The 26,363-nt window shown below is 48.6% G+C and carries 22 protein-coding genes and 1 rRNA gene; 16 read left to right on the top strand and 7 right to left on the bottom strand.

The window, feature by feature from the left end; genetic code table 11:
- Nucleotides 1-49 precede the first annotated feature (49 nt).
- The 4 genes from rbr to E5336_RS06315 all read right to left on the bottom strand — a co-directional run bounded on the left by rbr (nt 50) and on the right by E5336_RS06315 (nt 2,309).
- Nucleotides 50-589 (bottom strand): rubrerythrin, encoded by a 540-nt coding sequence (gene rbr / locus E5336_RS06330; protein WP_135980267.1) that lies wholly within the window; start codon nt 587-589, stop codon nt 50-52.
- A 40-nt stretch (nt 590-629) separates the two neighbouring features.
- Complete coding sequence (locus E5336_RS06325) at nt 630-1,019, bottom strand: Fur family transcriptional regulator (RefSeq protein WP_135980266.1); 390 nt, start codon at nt 1,017-1,019, stop codon at nt 630-632.
- Between the two features lie 75 nt (nt 1,020-1,094).
- Nucleotides 1,095-1,721 carry a YggS family pyridoxal phosphate-dependent enzyme gene (locus tag E5336_RS06320; RefSeq protein WP_135980265.1) on the bottom strand — a complete coding sequence of 209 codons (627 nt, stop codon included), beginning with the start codon at nt 1,719-1,721 and terminating at the stop codon, nt 1,095-1,097.
- Between the two features lie 18 nt (nt 1,722-1,739).
- Nucleotides 1,740-2,309: an SOS response-associated peptidase gene (locus E5336_RS06315; RefSeq protein ID WP_168353581.1), complete on the bottom strand. Its 570-nt coding sequence runs from the start codon at nt 2,307-2,309 to the stop codon at nt 1,740-1,742.
- A 112-nt stretch (nt 2,310-2,421) separates the two neighbouring features.
- Between E5336_RS06315 and tmk the strand changes: the two genes are divergently transcribed.
- The 11 genes from tmk (at nt 2,422) to E5336_RS06260 (ending at nt 15,195) form a co-directional block, all read left to right on the top strand.
- Nucleotides 2,422-3,048: a dTMP kinase gene (gene tmk, locus E5336_RS06310; RefSeq protein WP_135980263.1), complete on the top strand. Its 627-nt coding sequence runs from the start codon at nt 2,422-2,424 to the stop codon at nt 3,046-3,048.
- Nucleotides 3,041-3,970: a DNA polymerase III subunit delta gene (locus E5336_RS06305; protein WP_135980262.1), complete on the top strand. Its 930-nt coding sequence runs from the start codon at nt 3,041-3,043 to the stop codon at nt 3,968-3,970. Before tmk ends, E5336_RS06305 begins: the two co-directional genes overlap by 8 nt.
- Nucleotides 3,967-5,034 carry a regulatory iron-sulfur-containing complex subunit RicT gene (ricT, locus tag E5336_RS06300; RefSeq protein WP_135980261.1) on the top strand — a complete coding sequence of 356 codons (1,068 nt, stop codon included), beginning with the start codon at nt 3,967-3,969 and terminating at the stop codon, nt 5,032-5,034. The genes E5336_RS06305 and ricT overlap by 4 nt, the downstream gene beginning before the upstream one ends.
- A complete protein-coding gene (gene rsmI / locus E5336_RS06295; protein ID WP_135980316.1) occupies nt 5,012-5,872 on the top strand; it encodes a 16S rRNA (cytidine(1402)-2'-O)-methyltransferase in 861 nt (286 codons plus the stop codon). Before ricT ends, rsmI begins: the two co-directional genes overlap by 23 nt.
- A 254-nt stretch (nt 5,873-6,126) precedes the next feature.
- A complete protein-coding gene (gene purE, locus E5336_RS06290; RefSeq protein ID WP_135980260.1) occupies nt 6,127-6,615 on the top strand; it encodes a 5-(carboxyamino)imidazole ribonucleotide mutase in 489 nt (162 codons plus the stop codon).
- A gap of 15 nt (nt 6,616-6,630) precedes the next feature.
- A complete protein-coding gene (locus E5336_RS06285; protein WP_135980259.1) occupies nt 6,631-10,332 on the top strand; it encodes a phosphoribosylformylglycinamidine synthase in 3,702 nt (1,233 codons plus the stop codon).
- A complete protein-coding gene (purF, locus tag E5336_RS06280; protein WP_135980258.1) occupies nt 10,329-11,696 on the top strand; it encodes an amidophosphoribosyltransferase in 1,368 nt (455 codons plus the stop codon). Before E5336_RS06285 ends, purF begins: the two co-directional genes overlap by 4 nt.
- A 2-nt stretch (nt 11,697-11,698) precedes the next feature.
- Nucleotides 11,699-12,730, top strand: coding sequence for a phosphoribosylformylglycinamidine cyclo-ligase (gene purM / locus E5336_RS06275; RefSeq protein WP_135980257.1), 1,032 nt, complete (start codon nt 11,699-11,701; stop codon nt 12,728-12,730).
- Nucleotides 12,724-13,308 carry a phosphoribosylglycinamide formyltransferase gene (gene purN, locus E5336_RS06270; protein WP_135980252.1) on the top strand — a complete coding sequence of 195 codons (585 nt, stop codon included), beginning with the start codon at nt 12,724-12,726 and terminating at the stop codon, nt 13,306-13,308. Before purM ends, purN begins: the two co-directional genes overlap by 7 nt.
- Nucleotides 13,305-14,837 carry a bifunctional phosphoribosylaminoimidazolecarboxamide formyltransferase/IMP cyclohydrolase gene (purH, locus tag E5336_RS06265; RefSeq protein ID WP_135980251.1) on the top strand — a complete coding sequence of 511 codons (1,533 nt, stop codon included), beginning with the start codon at nt 13,305-13,307 and terminating at the stop codon, nt 14,835-14,837. The genes purN and purH overlap by 4 nt, the downstream gene beginning before the upstream one ends.
- Before the next feature lie 40 nt (nt 14,838-14,877).
- Nucleotides 14,878-15,195 carry a hypothetical protein gene (locus E5336_RS06260; RefSeq protein ID WP_135980249.1) on the top strand — a complete coding sequence of 106 codons (318 nt, stop codon included), beginning with the start codon at nt 14,878-14,880 and terminating at the stop codon, nt 15,193-15,195.
- 1,610 nt (nt 15,196-16,805) lie between these two features.
- On the opposite strand, the gene E5336_RS06255 is transcribed toward E5336_RS06260, so the two are convergent.
- Both E5336_RS06255 and E5336_RS06250 read right to left on the bottom strand, forming a co-directional pair.
- On the bottom strand, nt 16,806-17,456 hold the full coding sequence (locus E5336_RS06255) for an HAD family hydrolase (protein WP_135980248.1): 651 nt from the start codon (nt 17,454-17,456) through the stop codon (nt 16,806-16,808).
- Between the two features lies 1 nt (nt 17,457).
- Nucleotides 17,458-18,225, bottom strand: coding sequence for a DeoR/GlpR family DNA-binding transcription regulator (locus tag E5336_RS06250; protein ID WP_135980247.1), 768 nt, complete (start codon nt 18,223-18,225; stop codon nt 17,458-17,460).
- A 146-nt stretch (nt 18,226-18,371) separates the two neighbouring features.
- On the opposite strand from E5336_RS06250, the gene rrf reads away from it, so the two are divergent.
- Nucleotides 18,372-18,485, top strand: a 5S ribosomal RNA gene (gene rrf, locus E5336_RS06245).
- A gap of 125 nt (nt 18,486-18,610) precedes the next feature.
- On the opposite strand, the gene E5336_RS06240 is transcribed toward rrf, so the two are convergent.
- Nucleotides 18,611-18,949, bottom strand: a complete 339-nt coding sequence (locus E5336_RS06240; protein ID WP_135980246.1) for a helix-turn-helix domain-containing protein — start codon at nt 18,947-18,949, stop codon at nt 18,611-18,613.
- A 227-nt stretch (nt 18,950-19,176) separates the two neighbouring features.
- On the opposite strand from E5336_RS06240, the gene E5336_RS06235 reads away from it, so the two are divergent.
- From E5336_RS06235 to E5336_RS06220, 4 genes are all read left to right on the top strand, one after another.
- On the top strand, nt 19,177-20,175 hold the full coding sequence (locus tag E5336_RS06235; RefSeq protein WP_135980245.1) for an AP2/ERF family transcription factor: 999 nt from the start codon (nt 19,177-19,179) through the stop codon (nt 20,173-20,175).
- On the top strand, nt 20,087-20,680 hold the full coding sequence (gene lepB, locus E5336_RS06230) for a signal peptidase I (protein ID WP_135980243.1): 594 nt from the start codon (nt 20,087-20,089) through the stop codon (nt 20,678-20,680). The genes E5336_RS06235 and lepB overlap by 89 nt, the downstream gene beginning before the upstream one ends.
- Nucleotides 20,681-20,693: 13 nt before the next feature.
- Nucleotides 20,694-24,410: a DUF7604 domain-containing protein gene (locus E5336_RS06225; protein ID WP_135980242.1), complete on the top strand. Its 3,717-nt coding sequence runs from the start codon at nt 20,694-20,696 to the stop codon at nt 24,408-24,410.
- Between the two features lie 168 nt (nt 24,411-24,578).
- A complete protein-coding gene (locus tag E5336_RS06220) occupies nt 24,579-26,243 on the top strand; it encodes a SpaA isopeptide-forming pilin-related protein (RefSeq protein ID WP_135980241.1) in 1,665 nt (554 codons plus the stop codon).
- Nucleotides 26,244-26,363: the final 120 nt, after the last annotated feature.

The raw sequence follows: 26,363 nt of genomic DNA, 5'->3' as shown, positions 1-26,363 counted from the left end.
GGGAAACAATCCAAAAAATAAAAGTCCGCATTTGCGGACTTTTAATATTTTAGTAGTTTTCAGCGCGAACTTCGAAGAAAGAACGTGGATGATCGCATACCGGGCATACTTCCGGCGCTTTTTCAGCGAATACGATGAATCCGCAGTTGCGGCATTCCCACATCGTTTTTTCGTCTTTGTTGAAGACTTTTTCTTCTTTCAAGTTGTTCAGCAGGGCGATGTAGCGCTCTTCGTGCGCTTTTTCAATCATCGCAACGCCGCGGAATTTGCGGGCGAGTTCAGGGAATCCTTCCTCGTCGGCTTCCTCAGCCATTCTCTTGTACATGTCTGTCCACTCGCCGTTTTCGCCTTTTGCGGCAGCTAGCAAGTTTTCTTCCGTGTTTCCCAGTTCGCCGAGCGCCTTGAACCACATTTTCGCGTGTTCTTTTTCATTGTCCGCTGTTTTCAGGAACAAAGCGGCGATTTGCTCGTAACCGGCTTTTTTCGCAACACTTGCGAAATACGTATATTTATTACGTGCCTGGCTTTCACCGGCAAACGCTTCCCACAAGTTCTTTTCAGTTTTTGTACCTTTTAGTGATTTTTCCATTGTAGCCTCCTATTTTTTTTATTTATGTTAGATCCGTGGATCATAACCAAGAATAAATGTTCAACGCCTCTTTTTTACGGCATTTCGCGCACGTGTAATGAAGCGTCAAATCATAAGAATGAATCGCAAGACCGGTTTGTTTGGCTAAAAACGCGTCCAGTTCCGCGATTTCAAAATCCTCGATCGCGTGGCACCGGTCGCAGACGCCATGGATATGGGTATCCGTTCTGGAATCGTACCGGTCCGGCTCGTTGGGAAGACTGATCTTGGCGATCTTTCCTTCCTGAACGAGAAGATTCAAATTTCGATAAATCGTCGCGATCGAAATTTTTACATTTTTCTCTTTGCACTCAAGAAACAATTCTTCGGCGCTTGGATGGCCTTTATTCGCCGCAATCAAGCGCAGGAGAGTATCCTTCTGTTTCGACATATGGCTACCTCCTTAAAATGAGAATCATTCTTAATTGTATTTTAACAAACTTTTCTAAAAATTCAATCAAAAAGATTATTTTTTTTCAAACAGCGCCGTGCCAATGCGTACCATATTGGAACCATGCTCGATGGCCAGCGCGTAATCCTGCGACATCCCCATAGACAACGTGTCGATTTGCGGATATTGTTTTTGGTACGCGTCGAATAGCTTTTTCATTTCGTCAAATTCCTGGGCGACTTTTTGCTCATCGTCGGTATGGGAAGCGATGCACATCAATCCTTTCCACACCAAATGGTCCATCGTCTGCACAGCTTGAACGAGATCCTCAAGCTGCGAAAGCGGCAAACCGGTTTTGTTTGGATCGTCGCTGATTTTGACCTCAATCAAAATTTTTTGGCGAATGCCCAGCTTGCGCGCCTGCTTGTCGATTTCCTGCGCCAGCTTGAGCGAGTCCACACTCTCAATGACGTCGACTTTGCCGACGACGTATTTCACCTTGTTCGTTTGCAGATGGCCAATCAAATGCCAGGTGTACGCCGGATCGTATTTTTCTAAAAACTCCTGCACGCGGTTTTCGCCAAACACCTGGACGCCCAGGGCGGCCAGTTCGTCCACCTCGGCTTTTGTATGTTTTTTCGTCACGCCCACCAAAGTCACGTTCGGCTTGGCAAGCAGTTGGTCAATTAATGGCTTGTTCATATGAAAATCAAATCCTTTCTAAAATAAAGTGCCTTGCTGATGGCTCATCCAATGACGCAAATCCCCGTTTTCCTGCTCAAGCAAAGCAATCGCCTTTTGCGTGTCAAACAGCCAGTCTTTGACTTGATCGGCGCGCAAAAGCAGCGGCATGCGGTGATGGAACGGGCGCATCGACGCGTTGGCCGGATGCGTCAGCAAAATAAACTGCCCGTTTTGGAAGAAACCGGCTAAAAACATCGTTTGCTCGTCCGGATCGAAAAAGGCGACTTTTTCCTTGCTGGCCGTCCATTCGTAAAACGAGCTGGCCGGCACGCACAGCCGGCGATGCAAAAAATCGTCGCGAAACATCGGTTTGTCCAGCACGGTTTCCGCGCGGGCGTTGATCATCCGCCGTTTGAAACCCGGATAGTCGATCCCAAAACGCATCGCGACGATTTGGAAACGGCCGTCCTGCCCGATAAGACAAGGCACCGAGGAACCTGGAAAAATCGTTTCGTTTTTTCGCTCGTCAACAAGCGGGAAAGGAAGCGGAGCGTACGTCTCCAAGGCACGCAGCGCGTCCGGTAAAATTGAAAATTGTCCACACATTGCTGGTTCGTTTCTCCTCTCTTTTTCTATTATAGTTGTTTTTGAATTGGAACACACAAAAGATGACACAAAAAGAAAAAATATGATACAGTAAAACGAAGGAGATGAGAGCATGAAGCAAGGTTTTTTTATTACATTGGAAGGCAACGACGGCGCCGGAAAAACGACAATCGCCCAAGCGTGCGTCGAGCGGTTGAAGGCGCTTGGACACGAAGTCGTCTACACGCGCGAACCAGGCGGAAGCCGGATCGCCGAGCGCATTCGCGACTTGCTTCTGGATCCCGGCAACACCGATATGGACGCGCGCACCGAAGCCATCTTGTACGCGGCGGCGCGCCGGCAGCATCTTGTCGATATCGTCGCGCCGGCGCTCGAACAAGGAAAAATCGTGTTGTGCGACCGTTTTCTCGATTCCTCGCTGGCGTACCAGGGCATCGGGCGCGGATTGGGAATCGAAGAAGTCGAACGACTCAACCGGTTCGCGATCGACGATTTTATGCCGGACCGGACGATTTTTTTAGCCATCGACAATGAAACCGCCATGGCGCGGATGGGCCGGCGAGGAGAAAAAAACCGTCTTGATCGGGAAGATGACGCGTTTCATCAACGTGTGCGGGAAGGGTATGAGAAGCTTGTTTTACGCGATCCGGACCGCATTGTCAAAATTGACGCCTCCGGTTCGATCGAGGAAGTGACGGACGCGGCCATGAAAGTCATCGAGTCGGTCATTTATGGATAAAGCCACGTTCAAAAAAAACCAGCCCGTCGTATACCGCACGTTGTCCCGGGCGTTGAAGCAGGCGCGCATCGCCCACGCGTACATGTTTGCCGGGCCGAAAAGCGCGGAAACGAAAGAAACGGCCCTGCTGTTTGTGCAAAGCTTGTTTTGCCCGCACCCCGACGAGGACGGATTCGCGTGCATGACATGTCCGTCGTGCCGCCGATACGCCGCGCGGGAATCCATCGACGTGGAATGGGTCGAGCTGGATCGAATCAAGAAAAAGGACATTTTGGCCCTGCAGCAAAAATTTTCCGTCACCGCCATGGAAAAAGGCGGAAAACGGGTGTACGTGCTCGACGGATTCGACAAGGCGACGCCGGACGCCTCCAACGCGCTGCTCAAGTTTCTTGAAGAACCCGGCGACAATTTGTTCGGCATTTTGCTCGTTGAAAATCCCGGCAACACGTTGACGACGATTCAGTCCCGCTGCCAGCTCATTCAATTTCGTCCCGGCGCGGCGCGCTACGTCAAGGAAGGCTTGCTTGCGATCACATCCGAGGAGAACGCGAAGATGCTCGCTTCGGCCGGCTATTCGCTGGAGGACGCGAAAACGTGGCTCGAGCAGGAAGCGTTTGAAACGATTCATGAAGGCGCGCGCGAGTTTTTGGAAAACATCCATTCCGTCGTCGCCGTTTATCATATGCAAAAAGAAGTGTTTCCGGCAAAGGGGCCGAACACGACAAAGGAGTGGGTTCGGCTCTGGCTACTGTGGCTGCTCTATTATATAAAGCGCGCCGACATCGCGCCGCTCGATTTTGAGCAAAAAATCGGCGTGACGGCGATTTTGATCGAAACGCTCGACGTGCTGAACCGGCCGGTGGATCTGGCTTTGTGTCTGGACAAAGTGTACGCGCGCGTCAGAAAGGTTGTGAGGAAATGAAAGAAAACGAAAAGGTGGAATCGAAATTCCCTTATTTGGTTTATATACAATTTGAAGAAAGCAAAAAACCGTATTCGTTCGGCTCGCATGAAAAATACCATGTGAACGACTACGTCATCGTGGAAACGGTACGGGGACAGGAAATCGGGAAAGTTTGCGTGCCGACCTTGGCGTACGACGAGAAAAAAGTCAAAGGCGAATGCAAGCCCATCTTGCGCAAGGCGACGCAAGACGATCTCGATCAAAAGGAACGCAACAAAGAGAAAGCGAAAAAGGCGATGGTCGTCTGCCACGAATGCATTCGCAAACTCGATTTGGACATGCACCTGATCAGCTGCGAGTACACGCTGGACTGCGCGAAAGTCATTTTCACGTACATTTCCGACGAGCGCGTCGATTTCCGCCAGCTGCTCAAAGATTTGGCGCACCAGCTGCATTGCCGCATCGAATTGCGGCAAGTCGGTCCGCGCAACAAGGCGAAAATGGTCGGCGGCATCGGCAACTGCGGCATGGAATGCTGCTGCAGCCGGTTCCTCTCCGATTTCGACACGGTGTCAATTAACATGGCGAAAAACCAGCTGCTCGCGCTGAACATTTCCAAGTTGTCGGGACAGTGCGGCAAGCTTATGTGCTGCTTGCGCTATGAAAACGACGAGTACACGGAATTGCGCAAAGGACTGCCAAAAATAAACTCCCACATCACATACGAAGGGAACAAGTACCGCATTTCCAGCATGAACGTGCTCCAAAAACAGGCGAAACTCGAAAACAAGGAGGAAGTGAAATTCGTTTCCTTCGCCGAGCTTTGGCCGGATATGGAAGGCGTAGCGGAAAAGCCGGTCAAAAAGGAACCAAAAAAAGAGCCGAAAAAGGAAGCTCGAAAGGAAAGGGAACCGGAATCCGTTAGGGAAAAACCGGCAAAACACGAGCGACCAAACCGATCCGCGAAAGCCGGACGAACCGAACGTGGCGGAAAAGGCGACAAGCCAAACCGGGCTGCCGGCAAAGAAAGACAGGCGAAACATGAAAAACGACAACGGCATGAACAAGCAAAAAAGCTTTAGCGAACAAAAAAGCGCCCTTTATTTAGTGCCGACGCCGATTGGCAACCTTTCCGAAATGAGCCCGCGCGCCATCGAGACATTGAAAGCCGTTGACTGGATCGCCTGCGAAGACACGCGCAATTCCGGAAAGCTGCTCAAGCACTTTGAAATTTCAAAGCCGCTTCTTTCCCACCACGAGCACAACCAGGACGTCAGCATTCCGAAAATCCTGGACCGTCTGGAGGCGGGCGAAAGCGTGGCGGTCATTTCGGACGCCGGCTATCCGCTCGTATCGGATCCCGGGCAAAAACTTGTGCGCACCTGCGTTGAGCACGACATCGCCGTGATTCCGGTTTCCGGGCCCAACGCGGCGTTGGACGCGCTAGTCGCCAGCGGACTGGACGCGCGCCACTACTTGTTTTACGGCTTTCTGGACGCCAAGACGACAAAACGGGTGAAGCAGCTCGAAGCGCTGCGTGACTTTCCGTACACGATCGTCTTTTACGAGGCGCCGCACCGCATTCAGGCGATGCTGGACGATTTGTATGCCGTGTTTGGCAATCGGGCGATGTGCCTGGGACGCGAAATCACGAAGCTTCATGAGGAGTTTTTGCGAGGTCGTGTGGACGAGATCCGCCAGAGCTGCGACGGGTTGAAGGGCGAGATGGTCGTCGTCGTCGAAGGGGCGCCAAAACAGGACACGAGTGTGTCGATGGACGAGGCGCTGGACGTCGTGGCGCGCTATCAAAGCGAGGGAATGACGACGAAAAAAGCGATCCAGCAAACCGCCAAGGATTTGAATCTTTCGAAAAACGAATTGTACCAGCGCGTGATGCGCGCGAAAAAGGAAGAAGAATAGAAGAAGAGCCTGGATTTGTTTTCCAGGTTTTTTTGAAGGCGGAAGAGAAAGCGGTTTCGTATTTCGAAAAATGGAGAAATCGCGGAAAAAAATTGTCAAAAGTGCAAAAATCATGTAGAATGATTTCGCAGAAAGTTGTTGGAGGGTCTTGATTATGGTCTTAACAAGATTAAAGCAACAAGTGAAGATGAACTGGTCATTTGAAGCGTGCCTAATATAGGTGCGCTTTTTTTGCGGAAGGAAAGGTAGAGTGTATGGAAAAACCAAGAGTTCTAATTGTGATGGGATCGCGTTCGGATATGCCAGCCATGGAAGGATGCATGGCGCAGCTTGACGAAATGCATGTCGGCTATGAAGTGCGGGTGCTGAGCGCCCACCGGACGCCGGACGCGGTGTTGGAGTTGTCGAGAAACGCGAAAGAACGCGGAATCCAGGTGATCATCGCCGCGGCGGGCGGCGCCGCCCATCTGGCCGGCGTTTTGGCCAGCTCCACGCCATTGCCGGTGATCGGGATCCCGATCCAGACCAGCGCGCTGGGCGGCATGGATTCGCTGCTGTCGACCGTGCAAATGCCAGCCGGCGTGCCGGTGGCGACAGTCGCGATCGGAAAAGCGGGCGCGAAAAACGCGGCGATTCTGGCTTGTCAGATGATTGGGCTGGCGGATCCGGCCGTGCAAAAAGAAGTCGAGGCGTTTAAAGAGGCGCAGGCAAAAAAGGTGCTTGCCGATTCGATTGTGGAGTAAAACGAGGAGAAAAAAATGGATCAAAGAATATTTGTTTGTAAAAAAGACCGGTTTCAAGTGGAAAGCGAGTCGCTGACCGCGGAGTTGAAGCAGTCGTTTGGCTTACGCGACGACTTCAAGGTGGAACGCTACAACATTTACGATGTGTTCGGCGCCGATCCGGAAGATATCGAGCTGCTCAAGTCGCAGGTTTGCTCGGAAATCGTCACCGACAAAGTGCTCGACCATGTCGATCTGGATGGACGCAAGTTTCTGGCGTACGAATTTTTGCCGGGCCAGTACGACCAGCGGGCCGATTCCGCGACCCAGTGTCTGATGCTCCTCAACAGCAAGCCGGCGGTCACGATACATTCCGGAACGCTGCTTGTGTTCGACAACGTGGACGACGAGCAAGTCGAAGCGATCAAAACGTACATGATCAACCCGGTGGAAGCGCGCGAAAAGGACCTTTCCGTTTTGGAAGACGACCAGGATGTGGCAATCGAGGATGTGCCGGTCATCGAGGGCTTTACGGCGATGGACGACGACGCGCTCGAAAAATTGCGCCAGACGCTTGGTTTGGCCATGTCCCACGAAGACATCGCCTTCGTGCAAAACTACTTTAAAAACGAGGAACGACGCGATCCGACCATGACCGAGATCCGCGTGCTGGACACGTACTGGTCCGATCACTGCCGCCACACGACGTTTGAAACCGTTTTGGAAAACGTGACGTTCCACGAAAACAAACTGCAGGAGGAACTGCAAAAATCGTACGACAACTACGTCGCCTTGCGCGAAAAGGTGCACCAAAACAAAAAACCGTCCACGCTGATGGATATGGCGACGATCGCGGGCAAGCACTTGCGCCAGGAAGGCAAGCTCGACGACATGGAAGTTAGCGACGAGATCAACGCCTGCTCCATTGAAATCAAAGTCGACGTCGACGGAAAAGACGAAGACTGGCTGCTCATGTTCAAAAACGAGACGCACAACCATCCAACCGAAATCGAGCCGTTTGGCGGCGCGAGCACGTGCATCGGCGGCGCCATCCGCGATCCGCTCTCCGGACGAAGCTACGTCTACCAGGCGATGCGTATCACGGGCGCGGGCGACATCACCAAACCGATTGCCGAAACGCTCGCCCACAAGCTGCCGCAATCCAAGATTTCGAAGCAGGCCGCCCATGGGTATTCCTCGTATGGAAATCAAATTGGACTGGCGACGACGTTCGTCGAGGAAATTTACGACGACGGCTATGTTGCCAAACGCATGGAAGTCGGCGGCGTCGTAGGCGCCGCTCCAAAAAGCCACGTCAAGCGCGAAAAACCGGAACCAGGCGACATCATCGTGCTCATTGGCGGGGCGACGGGCCGGGATGGCATTGGCGGGGCGACCGGTTCGAGCAAGGAACACAACGACACGTCGCTGGAAAAATGCAGCAGCGAAGTGCAAAAAGGCAATGCGCTCATCGAGCGCAAACTTCAGCGCTTGTTCCGCAATCCCAAAGCGACGACGCTCATTAAAAAAGCGAACGACTTTGGCGCCGGCGGCGTCAGCGTCGCGGTCGGGGAACTGGCCGACGGACTCGATATCGACCTGGATGTCGTGCCGGTGAAATACGAGGGGCTCGATGGAACCGAGCTGGCGATTTCCGAAAGCCAGGAGCGGATGGCGGTGTGCATCCGGGCCGCGGATCTCGACCGGTTTTTGGAAGAGTGCCACAAGGAAAACCTAGGCGGCGTGCAGGTGGCGACGGTGACCGACACGAACCGCCTCGTCATGACATGGAGAGGAAAGACGATTGTCGACATGTCGCGCGCGTTTCTTGACACGAATGGCGTGCGCCAGCATCAGGACGTTGACGTGGCGCCATCGGAATACGAAAGCGATCCATTTGGCCCGCAGGCGGCTTCGATTGCCGAAGTGCTCGGATTGCCGAATGTCGCTTCCCAAATCGGTTTGGCGGAAATGTTCGACGCCACGATTGGAAAGTCGACGGTTCTCATGCCGTTTGGCGGCAAGTACCAGCTCACGCCGGAAGAAGGATCCGTTCAAAAGCTTCCGGTGCTGGGATGGACCGACACGTGCTCCGCGATGACGTACGGATACGATCCGGCGCTTTCGAAGTATTCGCCTTATTTGGGCGCGAGCTACTCGGTTGTCGAGGCGCTCGCCCGTCTGGTCGCGATGGGAGTCGACTACAAAGGGGCGCGTCTGTCCAATCAGGAATACTTTGAGCGGCTTGGCGCGGATCCGAAGAAATGGGGGAATCCGTTCCAGGCTCTGCTGGGACTGATTGACGCCCAGCTCGCGTTCGAGACGCCGGCCATTGGCGGCAAGGACAGCATGTCGGGCACGTTCAACGACTTGCATGTGCCGCCGACGTTGATCACGTTCGCGGTGAAAACCGCCAAAACCCAGGATATCGTGTCCGCGCCTTTGAAAAAAGCGGGAAATTACGTGTATCTGGTGCGGCACGAGCCGAAAGCGGGACACGTTCCGAACTACGAGCAGCTGAAAAGAAACTTCGACAATGTGCTGAATCGAATGAAAAAAGGCCAAATCGTGGCGGCCAAGTCGATCAAGGATGGCGGCATCGCCGCGACGGTATGCGAAATGGCGTTTGGCAACAAGCTTGGCGTTGCACTGCGCACATCCGAAGACGTGTTCGCACCAAAGATCGGCTCGCTGCTTGTCGAAACGACGGAAACGATTCAGGATCCGGCGTTCTCGCTTATGGGCATTGTCAACGATACGAACGAGATTACGATCAACGACGAGACGATTTCGATCGACAAGGCCATCGAAGCGTGGGAACGACGCTACCGCGATTTGTATCCGCGCATCGTCAACGAGCGAAGCGAGGCGGTCATCGACACGCCGCTTTACGAAAAAACGTGTCCGTTGTCGCGGAAAGTGGTCGATGTGCCGAAAGTCGTCATTCCGGTGTTCCCGGGACAAAACTGTGAATTCGACACGGCGCAGCAGTTTGAGCGGGCCGGCGCCGAGGTAGAGATGGTCGTTTTCAACAACTTGACGGTTGCCGATATCGAGGAAAGCATCGACAAGCTGGCCAGGGCGATCGAATCGGCGCAAATCCTGATGATCGTGGGTGGATTCAGCAGCGGCGACGAGCCGGACGGATCCGGAAAATTTATCGCCAGCGTGCTGCGCAATCCAAAAATCTGGCGCGCCATCCAGACGATGCGGGAAAACGAGGGACTCATTCTTGGCATCTGCAACGGATTCCAGGCTTTGATTAAATCGGGTTTGCTTCCTTATGGCGACATTGAGGCGCTCGATCAAAAATCGCCGACGTTGTTCCGAAATGACATCAACCGGCATATTTCCCATATCGCCAGAACCCGCGTGACGTCCGTGCACTCGCCTTGGCTGTCCAGCTTTGTTCCAGGCGCCGTGCATAGCGTGGCCGTATCGCATGGCGAGGGAAAATTCGTGGCGGACGAAGCCGTGCTGCGCAAGCTGGCGCGTCATGGACAAATCGCGACGCAGTATGTCAACGAGGAAGGCGCGCCGACGATGGATGGCTTGGATAATTTAAATGGTTCTTCGTGGGCGATCGAAGGCATCGTCAGCGAAGATGGACATATTTTCGGAAAGATGGGGCATAGCGAGCGGTACGAGCCGGGCTTGTTCCAAAACATTTCCGGCGACAAAGACCAAAATATTTTCGCGAACGGCGTGCGGTTCTTCACGCACAAGAAAAACGGATGAACCGGTTTGAACCGCAAAGCCTGTCCGCGCTGGGCGCGATTTACCACATGAACGACGCGGCGCGCGCCTTGTATTACGTGCTTCATTCCTTGCAGCATCGCGGCCAGGACGCGGCAGGCATGGCGTGCACGGATGGCGAGCGGGTCGTGTGCGAAAAAAACAACGGGATGCTGAGCGAGATTTTCCAAGAGGGCGTTTTGGCGGAACTGAATGGATGCAGCGCGCTGGGGCATGTGCGTCTTGCGTCGGCGCAGGATCGGGATTTGGAAAATGTGCAGCCAATCGTCGTGCGGGCCCACCAGGGGCATTTCGCGATCGCGACAACGGGCACGATTCAAAACGCGGCGGCGCTGCGGGACGCGATGGAAGCGGATGGATTGATTTTCCAAGGCGTAAGCGACGCGGAGCTGATCGCGCATTTGATCCAGTTTTATCCGGGTCATTTGTTTGAGAAGATCATGCAAGCGTGCTCGAAGCTGGAAGGCTCGTACACGTTTGTCGTCATGACGAAAAACACGATGTACGCGATGCGCTCGCCCGACGGTATCCATCCGCTTTGGATCGCCCAAAGCGGCGCGTCCACGGTGGTCGCCAGCGAAAGCGCGGCGTTTACGATGCTCGATATCGACTCGATGCGGGAAGTGCGGCCGGGCGAGCTGATCCGGCTGGGCCTGGAAGGGGCGCAAAGCTTTGAAACCGGGGACGGAGAGCCGGCGCGCCCTTGCGCGATGGAGTACGTGTACTACGCCAGACCGGACAGCATGCTTGAAAACCGGAACGTGCACGCCGTGCGGGAAGATTGCGGCATTTTGCTGGCGGAAGAAGAAACGGTGGATGCGGATATCGTGGTTGGGGTGCCCGATACGGCGATGAGCGCGGCGGCGGCGTTCGCGCGCGCTTTGAACAAGCCGTACGAGATCGGGTTGATTAAAAACCGCTACATTGGCTCGACGTACATTCGCCCTTCCGCGCAGCAGCGCGAACAAGGCATTCGCACGCGGCTGAACGCGATTTCTTCCATCGTGCGTGGAAAGCGGGTGTATTTGGTGGACGATTCGCTTGTCAAAGGGTTCACGGCGAAACGGCTTTGCCAGCTGATGAAGGAGGCGGGCGCTTCCGAGGTGCATTTGCGGATCGCCTCGCCGCGGATTGCCCATCCTTGCGTGTATGGCTATGAAGAGGCGCGAGCCGGGCAGCTGGCGGCGGCCCGGTACACAGACGAGGAAATGTGCCAGTTGTTTGGCGCGGATTCGATTCGGTTTTTGGACGAGGACGCGTTTCGGTTGTGTGTAGGGCCTGCGAGCTGTATGGCTTGCATGAATGGTCGATATGTCGATGTCGATCCAAAAAATGGGAGGAAATAAAAATGGCAGAAAAATATAAAGAAGCCGGTGTCGATCTCGAAGCCGGTTACGAATCGGTTCGTCGCATCAAGTCGCATGTGGCGAGAACGAAAGTCAAAGGGGCGATCGACTCGATTGGCGCGTTTGGCGGCATGTTTGACTTGAGCGCGTATGGAATGAAAGAGCCGGTTCTCGTTTCGGGAACGGATGGAGTCGGAACGAAGCTCATGCTGGCGTTCGAGATGGACAAGCACGACACGATCGGGATCGACGCGGTCGCGATGTGCGTCAACGATGTGCTTGTGCAAGGCGCGGCGCCGATTTTCTTCCTCGATTATATCGCGGTCGGCAAAAACAAACCGGAAGTCATCGAGCAAATCGTCAAGGGGGTCGCGGATGGCTGCGTGGATGCCAACTGCGCGCTGATTGGCGGCGAAACGGCCGAAATGCCGGACATGTACGACGTGGATCATTACGATTTGGCTGGCTTTTGCGTCGGCGCGGTCGACAAGGCGAAGCTGAAAGACTCGTCGAATTTGCATGTGGGGGATGTTTTGATTGGCTTGCCGAGCACGGGTGTGCATTCGAATGGCTTTTCGCTGGTGCGGAAAGTGCTGTTCAAAGACAACCAGCTCGACCCGCACGCGGCGTACGAGGAGCTGGATGGCGAAAAGCTGGGGAACGTGCTGTTGACGCCGACAAAAATCTATGTCCGTCCGATCGAGGCGCTTTTTGACCAGGTCGACATTCACGCGATGTCGCACATTACCGGCGGTGGCTTTTATGAAAACGTGCCGCGGATGCTAAAGGAAGGCATGGGGGTCGAAATCGACACGAAGGCGTTCCCGCGGCCAAAGATCTTTGATTTCATTCAGGAAAAAGGCAACATTGATCTAAAGGAAATGTACAATGTGTTCAACATGGGAATCGGATTCATTGTGGCGGTCGATCCGGCCGATGTCGAAAAGACGCAGGCGCTGCTGCGCGAAGCGGGCCAGGATTCGTATGTGATTGGCCGCGTGACGGATCGCGGCGAGGTTGACGTGCAATGGTAAAAATCGCGGTATTCGCCAGCGGTTCGGGAACGAATCTGGAGGAGATCCTTCGCCATGTGGAGGATGGATCGCTTCCGGTCGAGGCGGCATGCGTGATCGTGGACAAGGAACAGGCGTTCGCAAGGGTCCGGGCGCGCAATCATGGCGTGCCGGAATACTATTTCAATCCGAAGGCGTTTTCGGGAAAAGAGGCGTACGAAACGGCGATTTTGGATGTCTTGAACCAGCATGATGTCGATTTGATCGTGTTGAGCGGCTATATGCGCTTTATCGGGAAGGTGCTGCTGGAGGCGTATCCGAACCGGATCATGAATTTGCATCCGGCGTATTTGCCGGAATTTCCAGGCGCCCACAGCATTCAGGACGCATTCGAGGCGGGCGTGCCGCAAACGGGCGTGACGGTGCATTTCGTGGACGAGGGCGTGGATAGCGGCCCGATCATCCGGCAGGAGCGGCTGGCGATCGACCCGGCCTGGGATTTGGAAACGCTGGAATCGCATGTGCACGCGCTGGAATACGACTTGTTTTGGCAAGTCATCCGGCAGGTAAGTGAAACGATCAAGGAGGAAGAAAAATGAAAAGAGCTTTGGTGAGCGTATCGAATAAAACCGGTCTTGTCGATTTTGTCAAAGGACTGATCGACGAAGGCTATGAAATCATTTCCACGGGGGGAACGAAGAAAGCGCTGGAGGACGCGGGTCTTTCGGTTATTGGTATTAGCGAGATCACGAACTTTCCGGAAATCATGGATGGTCGTGTGAAGACGCTACATCCCAATGTCCATGGCGCCTTGCTTTGCGTGCGGGACAACCCGGATCACGTGGCGCAGGTAGAAGAGCTTGGCATCGACATGATCGACCTGGTGTGCGTCAACTTGTACCCGTTCAAGGAGACGGTGCAAAAAGAAGGCGTCAGTCACGAGGAAATCATCGAGAACATCGACATTGGCGGACCGAGCATGCTGCGTTCGGCGTCGAAAAACTACAAGTTTATTCCGGTTTTGTGCGATCCGGCCGACTATGACCTCGTTTTAAACGAGATCAAAGAGCTGGGCGGCACGACGCTGGAAACGCGTGAGAAGCTGGCGGCAAAAGTGTTCCGCCACACGGCGCGTTACGACGCGATGATCGCGGATTACTTGACGAAGAAGACCGACGAGCAGTTCCCGGAAAGCCTGACGATCACGTTCGACAAGGTGCAGGACTTGCGTTATGGCGAGAACCCGCATCAAAAGGCAGCGTTTTACAAAGGCATGCGGCCGTTATACTCGCTGGCGAACGCGAAGCAGCTGCATGGCAAGGAGCTTTCCTACAACAACATTCAGGATGGCAACGCGGCGATCGAGATTTTGAAAGATTTCGAAGGCCAGTTCGCGGCGGTTGGATTGAAACATATGAATCCGTGCGGCGTAGGCATTGGCGCGTCGATCAATGAGGCGTGGGACAAGGCGTACGAGGCGGATCCGGTTTCGATTTTTGGCGGCATCGTGGCGTTGAACGCGCCGGTGGACGTGGAGCTGGCGGAGAAATTGTCGAAGATCTTTTTGGAGATCGTCATCGCTCCGAAATTCGACGAGGACGCGCTGGAAATCCTGACGCGGAAAAAGAACATCCGGCTCATGGAACTGGATACGACGTTGAACACGAACACGGCGTTGAAATACACGAACGTCAACGACGGCTTGCTTGTGCAGGAAATGGACACGCATCATGTCAGCGAGGACGACTTGCGCTGCGTGACGAACCGCAAGCCGACGGACGAGGAAATGAAGCAGCTGCTGTTTGGATGGAACGTCGTGAAGCACGTGAAATCGAACGCGATCGTTTTAGTCAAAGACAACATGACGATTGGCGTGGGCGCCGGACAAATGAACCGGGTCGGCGCGGCGAAAATCGCGATCGAGCAAGCTGGCGAAAAAGCGCAAGGCTCGGTCATGGCCAGCGACGCCTTCTTCCCGATGCCGGATACGGTGCAGGAAGCCATCAAGGCCGGCGTGACGGCGATCATTCAGCCAGGTGGATCCATTAAAGACCAGTTGTCGATTGACGAGTGCAACGAACATGGCATCGCGATGGTATTCACGGGCGTGCGTCATTTTAAACACTAACAACCACGAAGGAGTTCTGCTCCTTCTTTTTTGCGTTATAATGGAAAAGAAGAACCGGCCAGATCAAAACGGCTGGCTCGGATTTATTTACTTCATAGGTGACCTACGAGCAAATCTCCGCCAAGATTCACTTCTCGTGGTCGCTTTTTTCATGCGCCAGCAAAATAAAGGCGATGAAAACAAGAGCACAGTTCGAAGAGAAATTTATATAAAGAGATTTTATGATTTTCGTACTATGAAGACTGGAAGAAAAGAAAAGCGCAAGGGATTGAAGGATAAAAAAAGTGTGCTATACTGTAAATGTAAAAAGAACCTGCCCTTTGTCAAAGTGGCCGGCTCGGATTTATTTACTTCATAGGTGACCTACGAGCAAATCTCTGCCAAGATTCACTTCTCGTGGTCACTTTTTTCATGCGCCAACAAAATAAAGGCGATGAAAACAGGAGTAAGAACTCCGAGAAAATCCAAAACAATGGATATGATTTCATAGGGTGTCATACTCTCACCTCCGTTTCCGGAAACGGCAAATCCAGTTTCCATCTATCGAAACGGAGTTTTTTCAGAACTCCGGCATACAAACCGACCGAACCAACCACGCTTAGATATACTTATATTTTTGGTTGAAAAGTAAAGAATCAAAGTGTAAAAACGTGTGCTATACTGTAAATGTAAAAAGAACCTGCCCTTTGTCAAAGCGGCTGGCTCGGATTTATTATTTCATAAGCAACTTACGAAACAATCCTGCCAAAGATCACTTTTCGTGGTTGTTTTTTTTATAGAGGATAGGCGAACAGGAAAGAAAAAAAGGCAAACGATTGATAGGAAAGAAATGTGTGCTATACTGTAAATGTAAAAAGAACCTGCCCTTTGTCAAAGCGGCCGGCTCGGATTTATTACTTCATAAGCGATCTACGAAGCAATCTCGGGCAAGATTCACTTTTCGTGGTCGCTTTTTTCATGCGCCAACAAAATGAAGGCGATGAAAACAGGAGTAATGATTCCTAGAAAATCTAGAACAATCGAAAGAATTTCGAATGGTGTCATACTCTCACCTCCGCTTCTGGAAACGGCAAAACCAGTTTCCATCTATCGAAACGGAGTTTTTTCGGAACTCCGGCATACAAACCGACCGAACCGACCACGCTCAAAGGACAGGCATAACTATTTTACCAGAGAAAATAGGACTTCTCATTCTTTTTTCATGATTTTTCTTAGATATACTTATACTTTTGATTGGAAGCGTGAAGGATCAAAGGGTAAAAACGATTGAAGGGAAAGAAATGTGTGCTATAATAAGAATGTAAAAAGAACCTGCCCTTTGTCAAAGCGGCTGGCTCGGATTTATTATTTCATAAGCAACTTACGAAATGCTCATCCGGCAAGATTCACTTTTCGTGGTTGTTTTTTTTTATAGAGGATAGGCGAACAGGAAAGAAAAAAGGCAAACGATTGATAGGAAAGAAATGTGTGCTATAATGAGAATGTAAAAAGAACCTGCCCTTTGTCAAAGCGGCTGGCTCGGATTCAAATCATAGGCAACCTACGAAATGCTCATCCGTCCAAAGATTCACTTTTCGTGGTTGCTTTTTTCATGCGCCAACAAAATGAAGGCGATGAAAACAGGAGTAAGAACTCCGAGAAAATCCAAAACAATGGATATGATTTCATAGGGTGTCATACTCTCACCTCCGCTTCCGGAAACGGCAAATCCAGTTTCCATCTATCGAAACGGAGTTTTTTCGGAACTCCGGCATACAAACCGACCGAACCGACCACGCTCAAAGGACAGGCATCTTTATTTTACCAGAGAAAATAGGACTTCTCATTCTTTTTTCATGATTTTTCTTAGATATACTTATACTTTTAGTTGGAAGAGTGAAGGATCAAAGGGACTGGCTCGGATTTAAATCATAGGCAACCTACGAAGCGATTTGGAGAAAATATAAAAGCGAGGCGAAAACCTCGCTTTTATATTTGAATGTCTTCCATCGTATCGCAAATTTGTTTCACTTGTTTTAAGTTTTCGACCTGGCTGGCGATATGTCCGGAATTGATGATGCGAATATCCTGTACCCCGGCTTTTACGCTCGTACGCACCCCGGCCAGCGAATCTTCGATCACGCAAACTTTTTCAATCGGCACTTGAATGTTTTTGGCCGCTTGTACAAACATCGCTTCTTTGTCTTTATAGTCCCCGTTGTCGAAAACGATTGTGTTTGGGTCGATCCAGCGGTCTAAATGAAAGCTTTCGACAAAAAAGTCGATATTTTCCTTGATAGACGCGGAAGCAATCGTAAAAGGAATGCCTCGTTTTTTCAAATTGTCGAAGAGCGCTTCGGCTCCCGCGATCAAATGAAAGCTGGCCGTATCCGCCTGACAAAATTCGCGATAGTATTGCTCCTTGCGCAAAGAATAGGCCAGCTCTAAGTCGTCGTCTTCTTTTCCTCCGTTTAAATAACGAAGGATGTATTTGTTGTTGACCCCGTTCATTTTCGTATGCAGCTCTTCCTCGGTAATGCCATAACCGCGAAGTTCTTTTGAAATTTTATTCCACGCCTTGATGTGTTTGTCGTTGTCGAGAAACAACGTCCCGTTAAAATCAAAAATCACGCCTTCCATGTTATTTCCCCTTTCCCGCTTGGATGATTTGAATGTATTGACTGTAATGCGCAATGATATCCGGACTCGTTTTGGAATCTGTGATCATGCCATCCATGTTGTAAAGCTTATAGTAAGCGTAAAAATCTTCCCGGTTGAATTTGTGTTCGTCGACTAGCAAATAGCGGTATCGCGCGTTGTTAAGAGCGATTTCCTGCGTTTGTCCCTCCTCGATCGAAGAAGTGGTAATTTGATCTTCCGCCAAGGCGTTGCAGGAAATGAACGTGGCGGAAAAGCGAAGCCGGCTTAACGTGTCGGTACACAACGGGCCGACAAAAACGCCCGTATGGTTGCGGAATGTTCCGCCAATCAAAAGCACGCGTTTTGGATCGTATTGCCGGATAATATCAAAGACAGGCAGCGAGTTCGTGACAACGTGCACGTTTCGTCCCGCGATTTCTTTGGCAAGCTGCTCGATCGTCGTGCCCGGACCAAGAAAAACCGTGTCGTTTTCCTTGATCAGTTTTGCCGCTTCCCGCGCGATCTCCTGTTTTTCAGCCATATTGACTGCCGATTTTTCTTGAAGCGACAGCTCGCAATCCAAGTTGTAGCCCAGAGATTGCGCGCCACCATGGATGCGGATCAGTTTTCCGCTTTTTTCAAGCTCGTCCAAGTCGCGACGCACCGTCATATCCGACACGTTCAAGTCGCGCATGATTTCCGCCGCCGTGACAATTCCCTTTTGATTCACCATTTGGCGAATATATTGAAGCCGTTCTCTTTTAAGCATTCGAAACCCTCTTCTTTCGTTTCGGTTATAGCATGGTGGCGTAGGAACGTCAACACAAACGAACATTTCCAAAAAATAGAGAACATTTTTATTTTTTTCAAAAAAAGCTTGCGTTTTGTCTTTTCTTCGTGTAGATTAATAGAGGATTTAGTGATGATAGCGAAGAGGAAATACCTGTTCTCGTACCGAACACAGAAGTCAAGCTCTTCTGCGCCGACGATAGTTGGCTTTGCGCCTGCGAAAATAGGACGTTGCTAAGTCTTTTTTTTTATACTTGGAACCGATGCCTTGGGGCATCTTTTTTTTTATCTTGTTCCATTCTTTTTTCTTAAAATATTTTCTCTCTTACAACGAAAAAGACATTGCCGTTTTGGGCAATGCTTTTTCATTCATTATCGGTTCTATAAAAGTCGTCGATAATGTCCATAATGCGATACATAGATTCGACTTGTTTTGGGGTGTACTCTTTCAAACGATCGGAAACATCGGAAATGGTGTTTGGATCTTTGCCAAATAAAATGTAATCGGCGCTCGCGTCCAAAATGCGGCAAATGTTGATCAACGTCGAAGTCGACGCGCCGACAACGCCCCGCTCCAAGTCGGAAATGTACTGGATGGAAACATCAATTTCTTCCGCCAGCCGTTCCTGCGTCAATCCTCTGCCTTCCCGTGATTTTTTAATACACTTTCCAATTTCAACGTTTATTTTTTTCTTTTCTTTCATAATTTGATTTTATAAACTCGCTCCTCCTGAAATAATCAAGCCCGAGTTTTACTTATAATGCTAAACGATTTAATTTTTCAGAGTTTTCTAAGTGTTTTGCTATTGGGAAATAAAAGGGAGAAAAAAGAAAGATTTAGCTCGATTCGTGAAAAAAAGCGAACCATTTGTTTTTCAAAAAGAGCGAGGGCGCGACGAAAGTGGAGCGTCCTGCAGAAAGGAATACAACCATGAAGTCTGTGGATTTGAGTGGCAAAAAGTTTGGAAAGCTGACCGTCATTCAAAAGACGGACAAAAAAAGAAAGGGCAGCTATCTTTGGCTTTGTCAATGCGAATGCGGACAGACGATTTTGCTTGAAAGCTATAAGATCCGGCGCGAGCTTGTAAAAAGCTGCGGCTGTTCGAGAAAAGGAAAAAACACGAAAGATTTGAAAGGAAAGAAGATCGGCCGGCTGACCGTTTTAAAACGGCTGGAAGAAAAGAAAGGGTCGTGTTACTTGTGGCTTTGTCAATGCGATTGCGGCACCACGATCAAAGTGGCCACGAACGATTTGACAAAAAAGAAGCCGGTTTCCAGTTGCGGCTGCGTCCGCGCTGGCGCCATAAAAAACATCGCAAAACAACGGTTTGGAAAACTGACGGCATTGCGGCCAACCACCAAAAGAAAGGGAGGCAGCGTCGTCTGGACGTGCTTGTGCGATTGCGGGCGGACGACCGAAGCGTCCTACAACGATTTAGTGAGTGGCAACACGCGCAGCTGCGGCTGTCTGATCCATGAAAAAGGCCGTCCCGGTTTGTCGTACGTCGACCAGACGTGCATTGAGTCCCTCAAAAGCAAGGCGCTCCACAAAAACAACACGAGCGGATATACGGGAGTTCAAAAACAACGAGGCAAATGGGTCGCGCTCATTTCCTTAAAGAAGCACCGCTACTACTTAGGAACGTACGAACGATTCGAAGACGCCGTGTTTGTCCGGCAACGCGCCGAGCAGCTGCTCCACGATCAATTCGTGCAAGCCTATGAAAGCTGGAACAAGAAAGATGAAACGTGGAAACAAGAACATCCATTAAAGATCGTCGTGAAAGGAACGAATATCGACGACTTCGAACTGGAAGTTGAAGAAAGTGACAGGGGAAACCATGAGAAAAAAAGAAAGAGAAAACAAACGGCTGGACATGCCCACCCGGGCCGAGTTGGAGAAAGAAAGAGATCGAGTCCGGCACAATAGGCAGTATCGCCAAACGTTGCGCAGCACGATGGGCGTGCTCGTCGTCGTGGCCGCCCTCGCGATTTTGGCCGCCACGCTCTGGCTGCCCGTGCTTCGAATTTACGGCACCAGCATGACGCCAAACCTGACAGCCGGCGACATCGTTTTATCCGTCAAGGGAAGCGATTTCAAAACGGGGGATGTTATAGCCTTCTATTACAATAACAAGATTCTAGTCAAACGTGTTATCGCCGGGCCAGGCGATTGGGTATATATCGACGACGACGGCAACGTGTTCGTCAACGGCGAAGAAATCGACGAGCCATACGTGCAGGAAAAAGCGCTAGGCGAAACCGATTTGGAATACCCGTATCAAGTGCCTGAAAAGCGCTGGTTCGTCATGGGCGACCATCGCAGCGTATCGCTCGATTCCAGAACGAGAGCCATCGGGCCGATTGCCGAAGAAATGATTGTCGGAAAACTGGAAGGCCGCATATGGCCGTTGAATAAAATCGGAAAGATCTAGAAAGGAAAAGATTATGAAGAAAACAAACAAGAAACGGTCATGGAAACAGATCGTGTCCATTTTAAGCTGTATCGTTGTCTTCTGCACAACGTACGCCCTCATTTTGCCCGCCGTAACCATGAGCAAGGAAACGTATTGCGGCAAGGAAGAGCATACCCATACGGAAAACTGTTATGTAAGCGAAACCCCGCTTTGCGGCAAAGAGGAATCCGAAGCCAGCGAAGGCCATGTACACGATGAAACGTGCTACGAGGAAGTAAGAAACCTCATTTGCGGTTTGGAAGAAAGCGAAACCCACGTCCACACGGACGAATGCTATGAAACGACAACAACCCAAACATGCGGCAAGGAGGAATCCGAACCGACCGAAGGCCATACACATAGCGACGAGTGCTACAAGAGCGAAGAACTCCAATGCGGCAAGGAAGAGCATGAACACACAAGAATTTGCGAGTCCAACAAAGAAGACGTGGAAGATCCAGCCGATTGGGAAAAGGCATATCAAGACATCAACAATGAAGAGGATGCCAAAACAAGAATCCTGACCGTCGCTAAGAACGAGTTGGGAACCAAGGAAAATAAAAACAACTTCGAAATCGACGAAGAAGAAAAAGAGCACTACTACACAAGATACGGCCATCTTTATGAAGACAAATACGGCGACTGGAACAACTATTTTACAGGTTACGTTTTGAAATATGCCAACGTGCAAATGAGCTATGACAAAGACGCAAGCAAATGGCAAAACAAAACGATCCACGACCAGAAAGAAGAAGGCGAGGAAGGAAACGTTGTATTCTTCAGAAATGACAAAGGAGAACTAAGAACCGGTATCGTCACCAGTATCGACGACTTAAAAAAGGAAATCCGAGTTATCGAAGGCGATGTGGAAGGCGAAGTAAAAGAGGAGCGAGTCAACAAGGACAAGGTGATCGCCTATCTAAACGACCAAATTGAGATCATAGAAGAGGATACACCACTGGCAGGTGAAGAACTGGAAAAGAAAGAAGAAAATAAAATCACCCAGACTGCCAAAGACGAAGCGGAAACGGTGGAAGTGACGGCTACGTATACGGAAAAAGCGAACATTCCGGAAGGCGCGCAGTTGACTGTCACCAAACTGGAAGATGCCGAAAATGGAAATCCACGATTTGATATTGGATTTTATTTAGGACAGGAAGAAGTGGAACCAAACGCCGAAGTGGAAATTTCTATCAAATATTTGGATGAAAAGCTGGATGGTTCTGAAATCGTCGATTATATCCACTATAAGAAAGACGGCTCAACGGAAACGATCAGTTCAGATGTCAAAGCGTTAGAAGACGGTTCGGTTGAAACCACATTTAAAACCGATTCTTTCTCCGTATTTGAAGCGGAGATCATTGTCGGGGTAAAGAAAGTCGAAATTGAAGGCTTGGATGAAGAATATGAAATTGGCGATGAAGTCACTTTAAAAGCGGTAACTAAAAATATTGCGAATTTAGATGAGCTTTCTTACCAGTGGCAATACAACGAAGAAGATCCTGAAAACGAGGAGTATTGGTTTAATTTACCTAATGCGAACGATTCAGAATATGAATTTGAAGTAAATTATACTAATGGATTTTATTCTTACCGAGTAATCATCGGTGAGAAAGATGTGATTAAAGCTGAGACGCAAAATAAACCGAATATAGCACCTTCTGGAGATTTGCAAAAGAGAAAGATTAATATTAGTTTAACCAATTTATATCAAAAAGATGGTGAAAATGAGGAAGATTCTAATGGTTTGATAGTTTCTGAGTATGAAAAGCCAAATTTGAAACTCAAAACGGTAGAAGGCATAGAATTAGATAGCAATCAAGATCCTAATAAAGTACTACATTCAAAATCTATTGAATATATGGGAACAAAGGCACAGCAAAAGAGAGATGATTATCGGATTTCGATATCATCAGGACCAATTTCTGGTGAAAATCCAGTTGATCTTCTATTTGTAGTAGACACTTCTAGAAGTATGAGCGGAAGTATATCTGGAGTAAAAACGGTAATAAAAAATATTTCTAATCAGTTTTTGGCTTGCAATACAAATAATCGAGTGGCAATGGTATCGTTCGCCACTAGTGCAGAACAAAAATTCTCATATACTCATACTTTATCAGATTTTAGTTTGAGTGCTGGTGGGGGAACCAATTATATGGCTGGTTTACAACAAGCTTATTATATGATTTTAAACAATAGTGACCCGACTCATAAACAAGTGATGATTTTTATTAGTGATGGCAAGCCAACATATTATATGAACAATTATGAAGGCCAGATCTCGTCATGGAAGGGAAGAGAAGGGAATGGAAATACAACAGAGGACTATTATGATCGTAAGGATAAAGAATATAAATATCCAACCACAGCGACTATGACTGGAATCAATACATTCAAGGAGTTTGCTAAAGAAAAGTTAGTAACTATCAATACAATTTATTATGGATCGAATACTAACAATCAATTCTTAGATACATTATCGAGTTCTGGAAAATTCATTAGTTCTCAAAATACAGAGTCTTTAAAAGAGGATTTAATTATTCTTTCTCAAGGTCCTACTTGTACTAATGGAAAAATGATGGATACATTATCTGATTATGTTGATTTTGATTCGAGTGATTATGGAATTGTTTTGAAAGCTTATAAAGGAGGTAAAAAGCAAGATTCTACTGGAGTAGAAATTTTTAAATCAAATTCTTTAAATACTTCTGGAGAATTTACTAATTCTTTGGTTTCAGCAGGAGACTGGTGGGGAGGAGCTGGAAAAGATGTTGAGCTGGATGGAGTCGGAGGAAAAATTTCAGTCAGAGATACGATTAAACCATCTGTGAAAATAGAAGGAAAAACAATTACGCTTTCCTTTAACCCGAATTGGAAGATGGATGCTAGTTTCTTGTATGAACTCTCGTTCAATGTTTATGCGAATAAAAATGCTTATAATACCGAGGGTAATAAAGGATATGAAAATATTGGAGAGGATGAAACAGGAGCTACCTCAGAAAATAAAAAGGGACTGTATTCGAATACTTCAGGGGCTTTCAGTTTTACCTTTAAAAACCAGAATTATAATCTCCTGTACAACAAACCGGTTATTCAAATTATTCGAACAGATTTAACTCTTACCAAAATAGGTAATGGCAAAACACCATTAAGTGGTGCGAAATTTGACTTGTACAAAAAAGATGAACAAGGACAACCGATTTCTGGTTTGGCGGAAGTATACAAAGGCATTCGCATCAATCTAGATAATAATCCGATTACATCCGATTCAAACGGGAAAATAGCTTTGACTGATTTATCGGTGGGAACTTACTACTTAGTGGAAATCGTAAGTCCGGATGGATATACAAAAGCGCAAAAGCCTTGGGAACTTGTAATTGAGGCAAGAGAAGATAGAGGAAAAAAGGTTCAACTGTACTATTCGCTAAAAGATTTGAATAGCACAGGAAATGAAGTGATTGAAGAGGGAAAACTTCTTGGTTTTACAGATAAGAATAAAAGCGGAAGCATATCCCATGATCGTTGGAAATACTACAACAAAGATTCTGTAAATATTGTGAATGAACCAGGTCAATCCCTGCCAAACACCGGAGGAACCGGAACCAAATTATTTACATTCAGCGGAGGAGCGATCATTGCTGCATCCAGCTTAATGTACGGATACAAAAAGAGGTCGAAAAGAAACAAGACTGGGAAAGGAGGAAAGTAACAAGTAAGGGGAGCCTCTGATCCTAGACCTCTTTCAAGGGGTTGTATTCGTGATACATATGATTCTTTCACGGTTTGTATGGGAAGAAAGAGGAAAAAGAAAACCAGTCTTTCTTTCCAGCCGATAACGAACAAAAAGATTTAAAGATAAGAAAGGAAAACATAAATTATGAAATCTTTAAAGAAACTTTTATCTATCTTTGCGGCGTTCATGATGGTTGTCGGATTGACGGCGGCGAATGTGAAAGCGGCGGAGACTTTACAAACTGTTCCTTCAGGAAAAGATGGAACGGGAGAAATTACTGTTTCTAATACTACGATTGGTCAATCGTATGGAGTTTATAAGATCTTTAATGGTACAAACGGAACCAATGCAACGGCTTATACAGCAACCACGGCAGTTAAAAACTTGCTTAGTGGAGATGATTCCCCATTTACATTTACAAATAAAGTAGGAGACGAATGGCAAGTAGAAATTAAAGACGGAAAGACTGGCTCAGAAATTATTGATTTCTTGAAAGAGAAAATCGGAGATCCTACTTCGGAAGGTTGGACAGCCCCATCTGGAATCGAAAGCACAGTTTCTCCTACAGCAGCAATTGCAACGAGCATGAAATTTACTCAATTACAATTTGGATACTATTTTGTCTCAAGCAGTTTAGGCGCAACAGTGACTATCAATGCAGCCAATCCAAGCGCAACAGTTATTGATAAGAACCAAGGTGGACCGACAACTGATGGTAATTTGAAAACTATTGTTAAAAATGGTGAGAAAACAGAAGTTTCAGCAAATTTTGGAGATACTATTGATTATCAAATGAGTATTGTAGCAACAAACTATAATCATGACAAACCTATCAAAAGTTATCAGTTTGAAGATACTTTGGGAAATGGTTTGAAGTATGTAATGAATAACAACAATACGGTTGACGTTACAGTTACAGTGACTCCGAAGTCGACAATTACAGAATCTAATCCGAATGGAACTTCGGTAGATGTTACAGCTCAAGCTACAGTTAAAATGGGTAGTGATAATCAAAGTTTTACTTTGACTCTTCCATGGGCAACGGGAACTGCAGAAAATCCAATTTTTTATTATGAAACTAATAGTATTGTAAAAGTTACTTATAAGGCGACTGTTCAAAACACGGCTGATTTGAACAGTGACACGAACACAAAGAATACTGGTAAATTTGGATACACAGAATTTGGCAAGGATACTCCAATTTATCCAACAGGTGGAGAAAACTCTACCACTGTAAAAACGTATGGATTAGGAATTGTGAAAACAGATGAAAAGGGTAATCCTCTGCAAGGTGCACAATTTACTGTAACCCCACAAGGATCGACTACACCGATTAAAGTAAGTGGTCCAACGCAAGATGACGATGGAAATAACGTCTATCTTTATGATCCAAATGGAACCGCAACTATTACTACACCAGCAACCGGAATTGTTATCATCAAAGGAATTGCCAATGAAGGTACAGATTCTAAAGATTTGAATTATGACGTAAAAGAGACGGTTGCTCCAAATGGATATAACCTGCTTCAAGGATCAAAAACTGTGACCGCAACTGAACTGTCAAGCTCTACCACGACGATTAAATGGTATAAAGATAAGGATGGAAATGTTACTACCGAATCGACGACCAATGAGCAAACTACTGATTTTAAGGTAAATGTAGCCGGTCAAGTGATTGTCAACACAAAGGGTGCTCAACTCCCATCCACAGGTGGTATGGGTACGACGATGCTCTACGTAGCTGGTGCGATCCTCATGGTTGGTGCCGCAGTCATCTTCGTAACGAACAAGAGAATGAAACACGAATAAGAGAAAGAAACAACTCTTAGATTGAGCTTTGCTCATTGAAAAAAGAAAGAATGCTGCTGAATCACTGATTCAGCGGCAGGGAGAGCTCTACATGAAAAAATTTATGAAAAAGAATTGGTC

Source organism: Dubosiella muris (assembly GCF_004793885.1).
Lineage (GTDB): Bacteria > Bacillota_I > Bacilli_A > Erysipelotrichales > Erysipelotrichaceae > Dubosiella > Dubosiella muris.
Note: the sequence above shows the minus strand (reverse complement) of the source record. Positions and strands in the feature narration are given on the sequence as shown.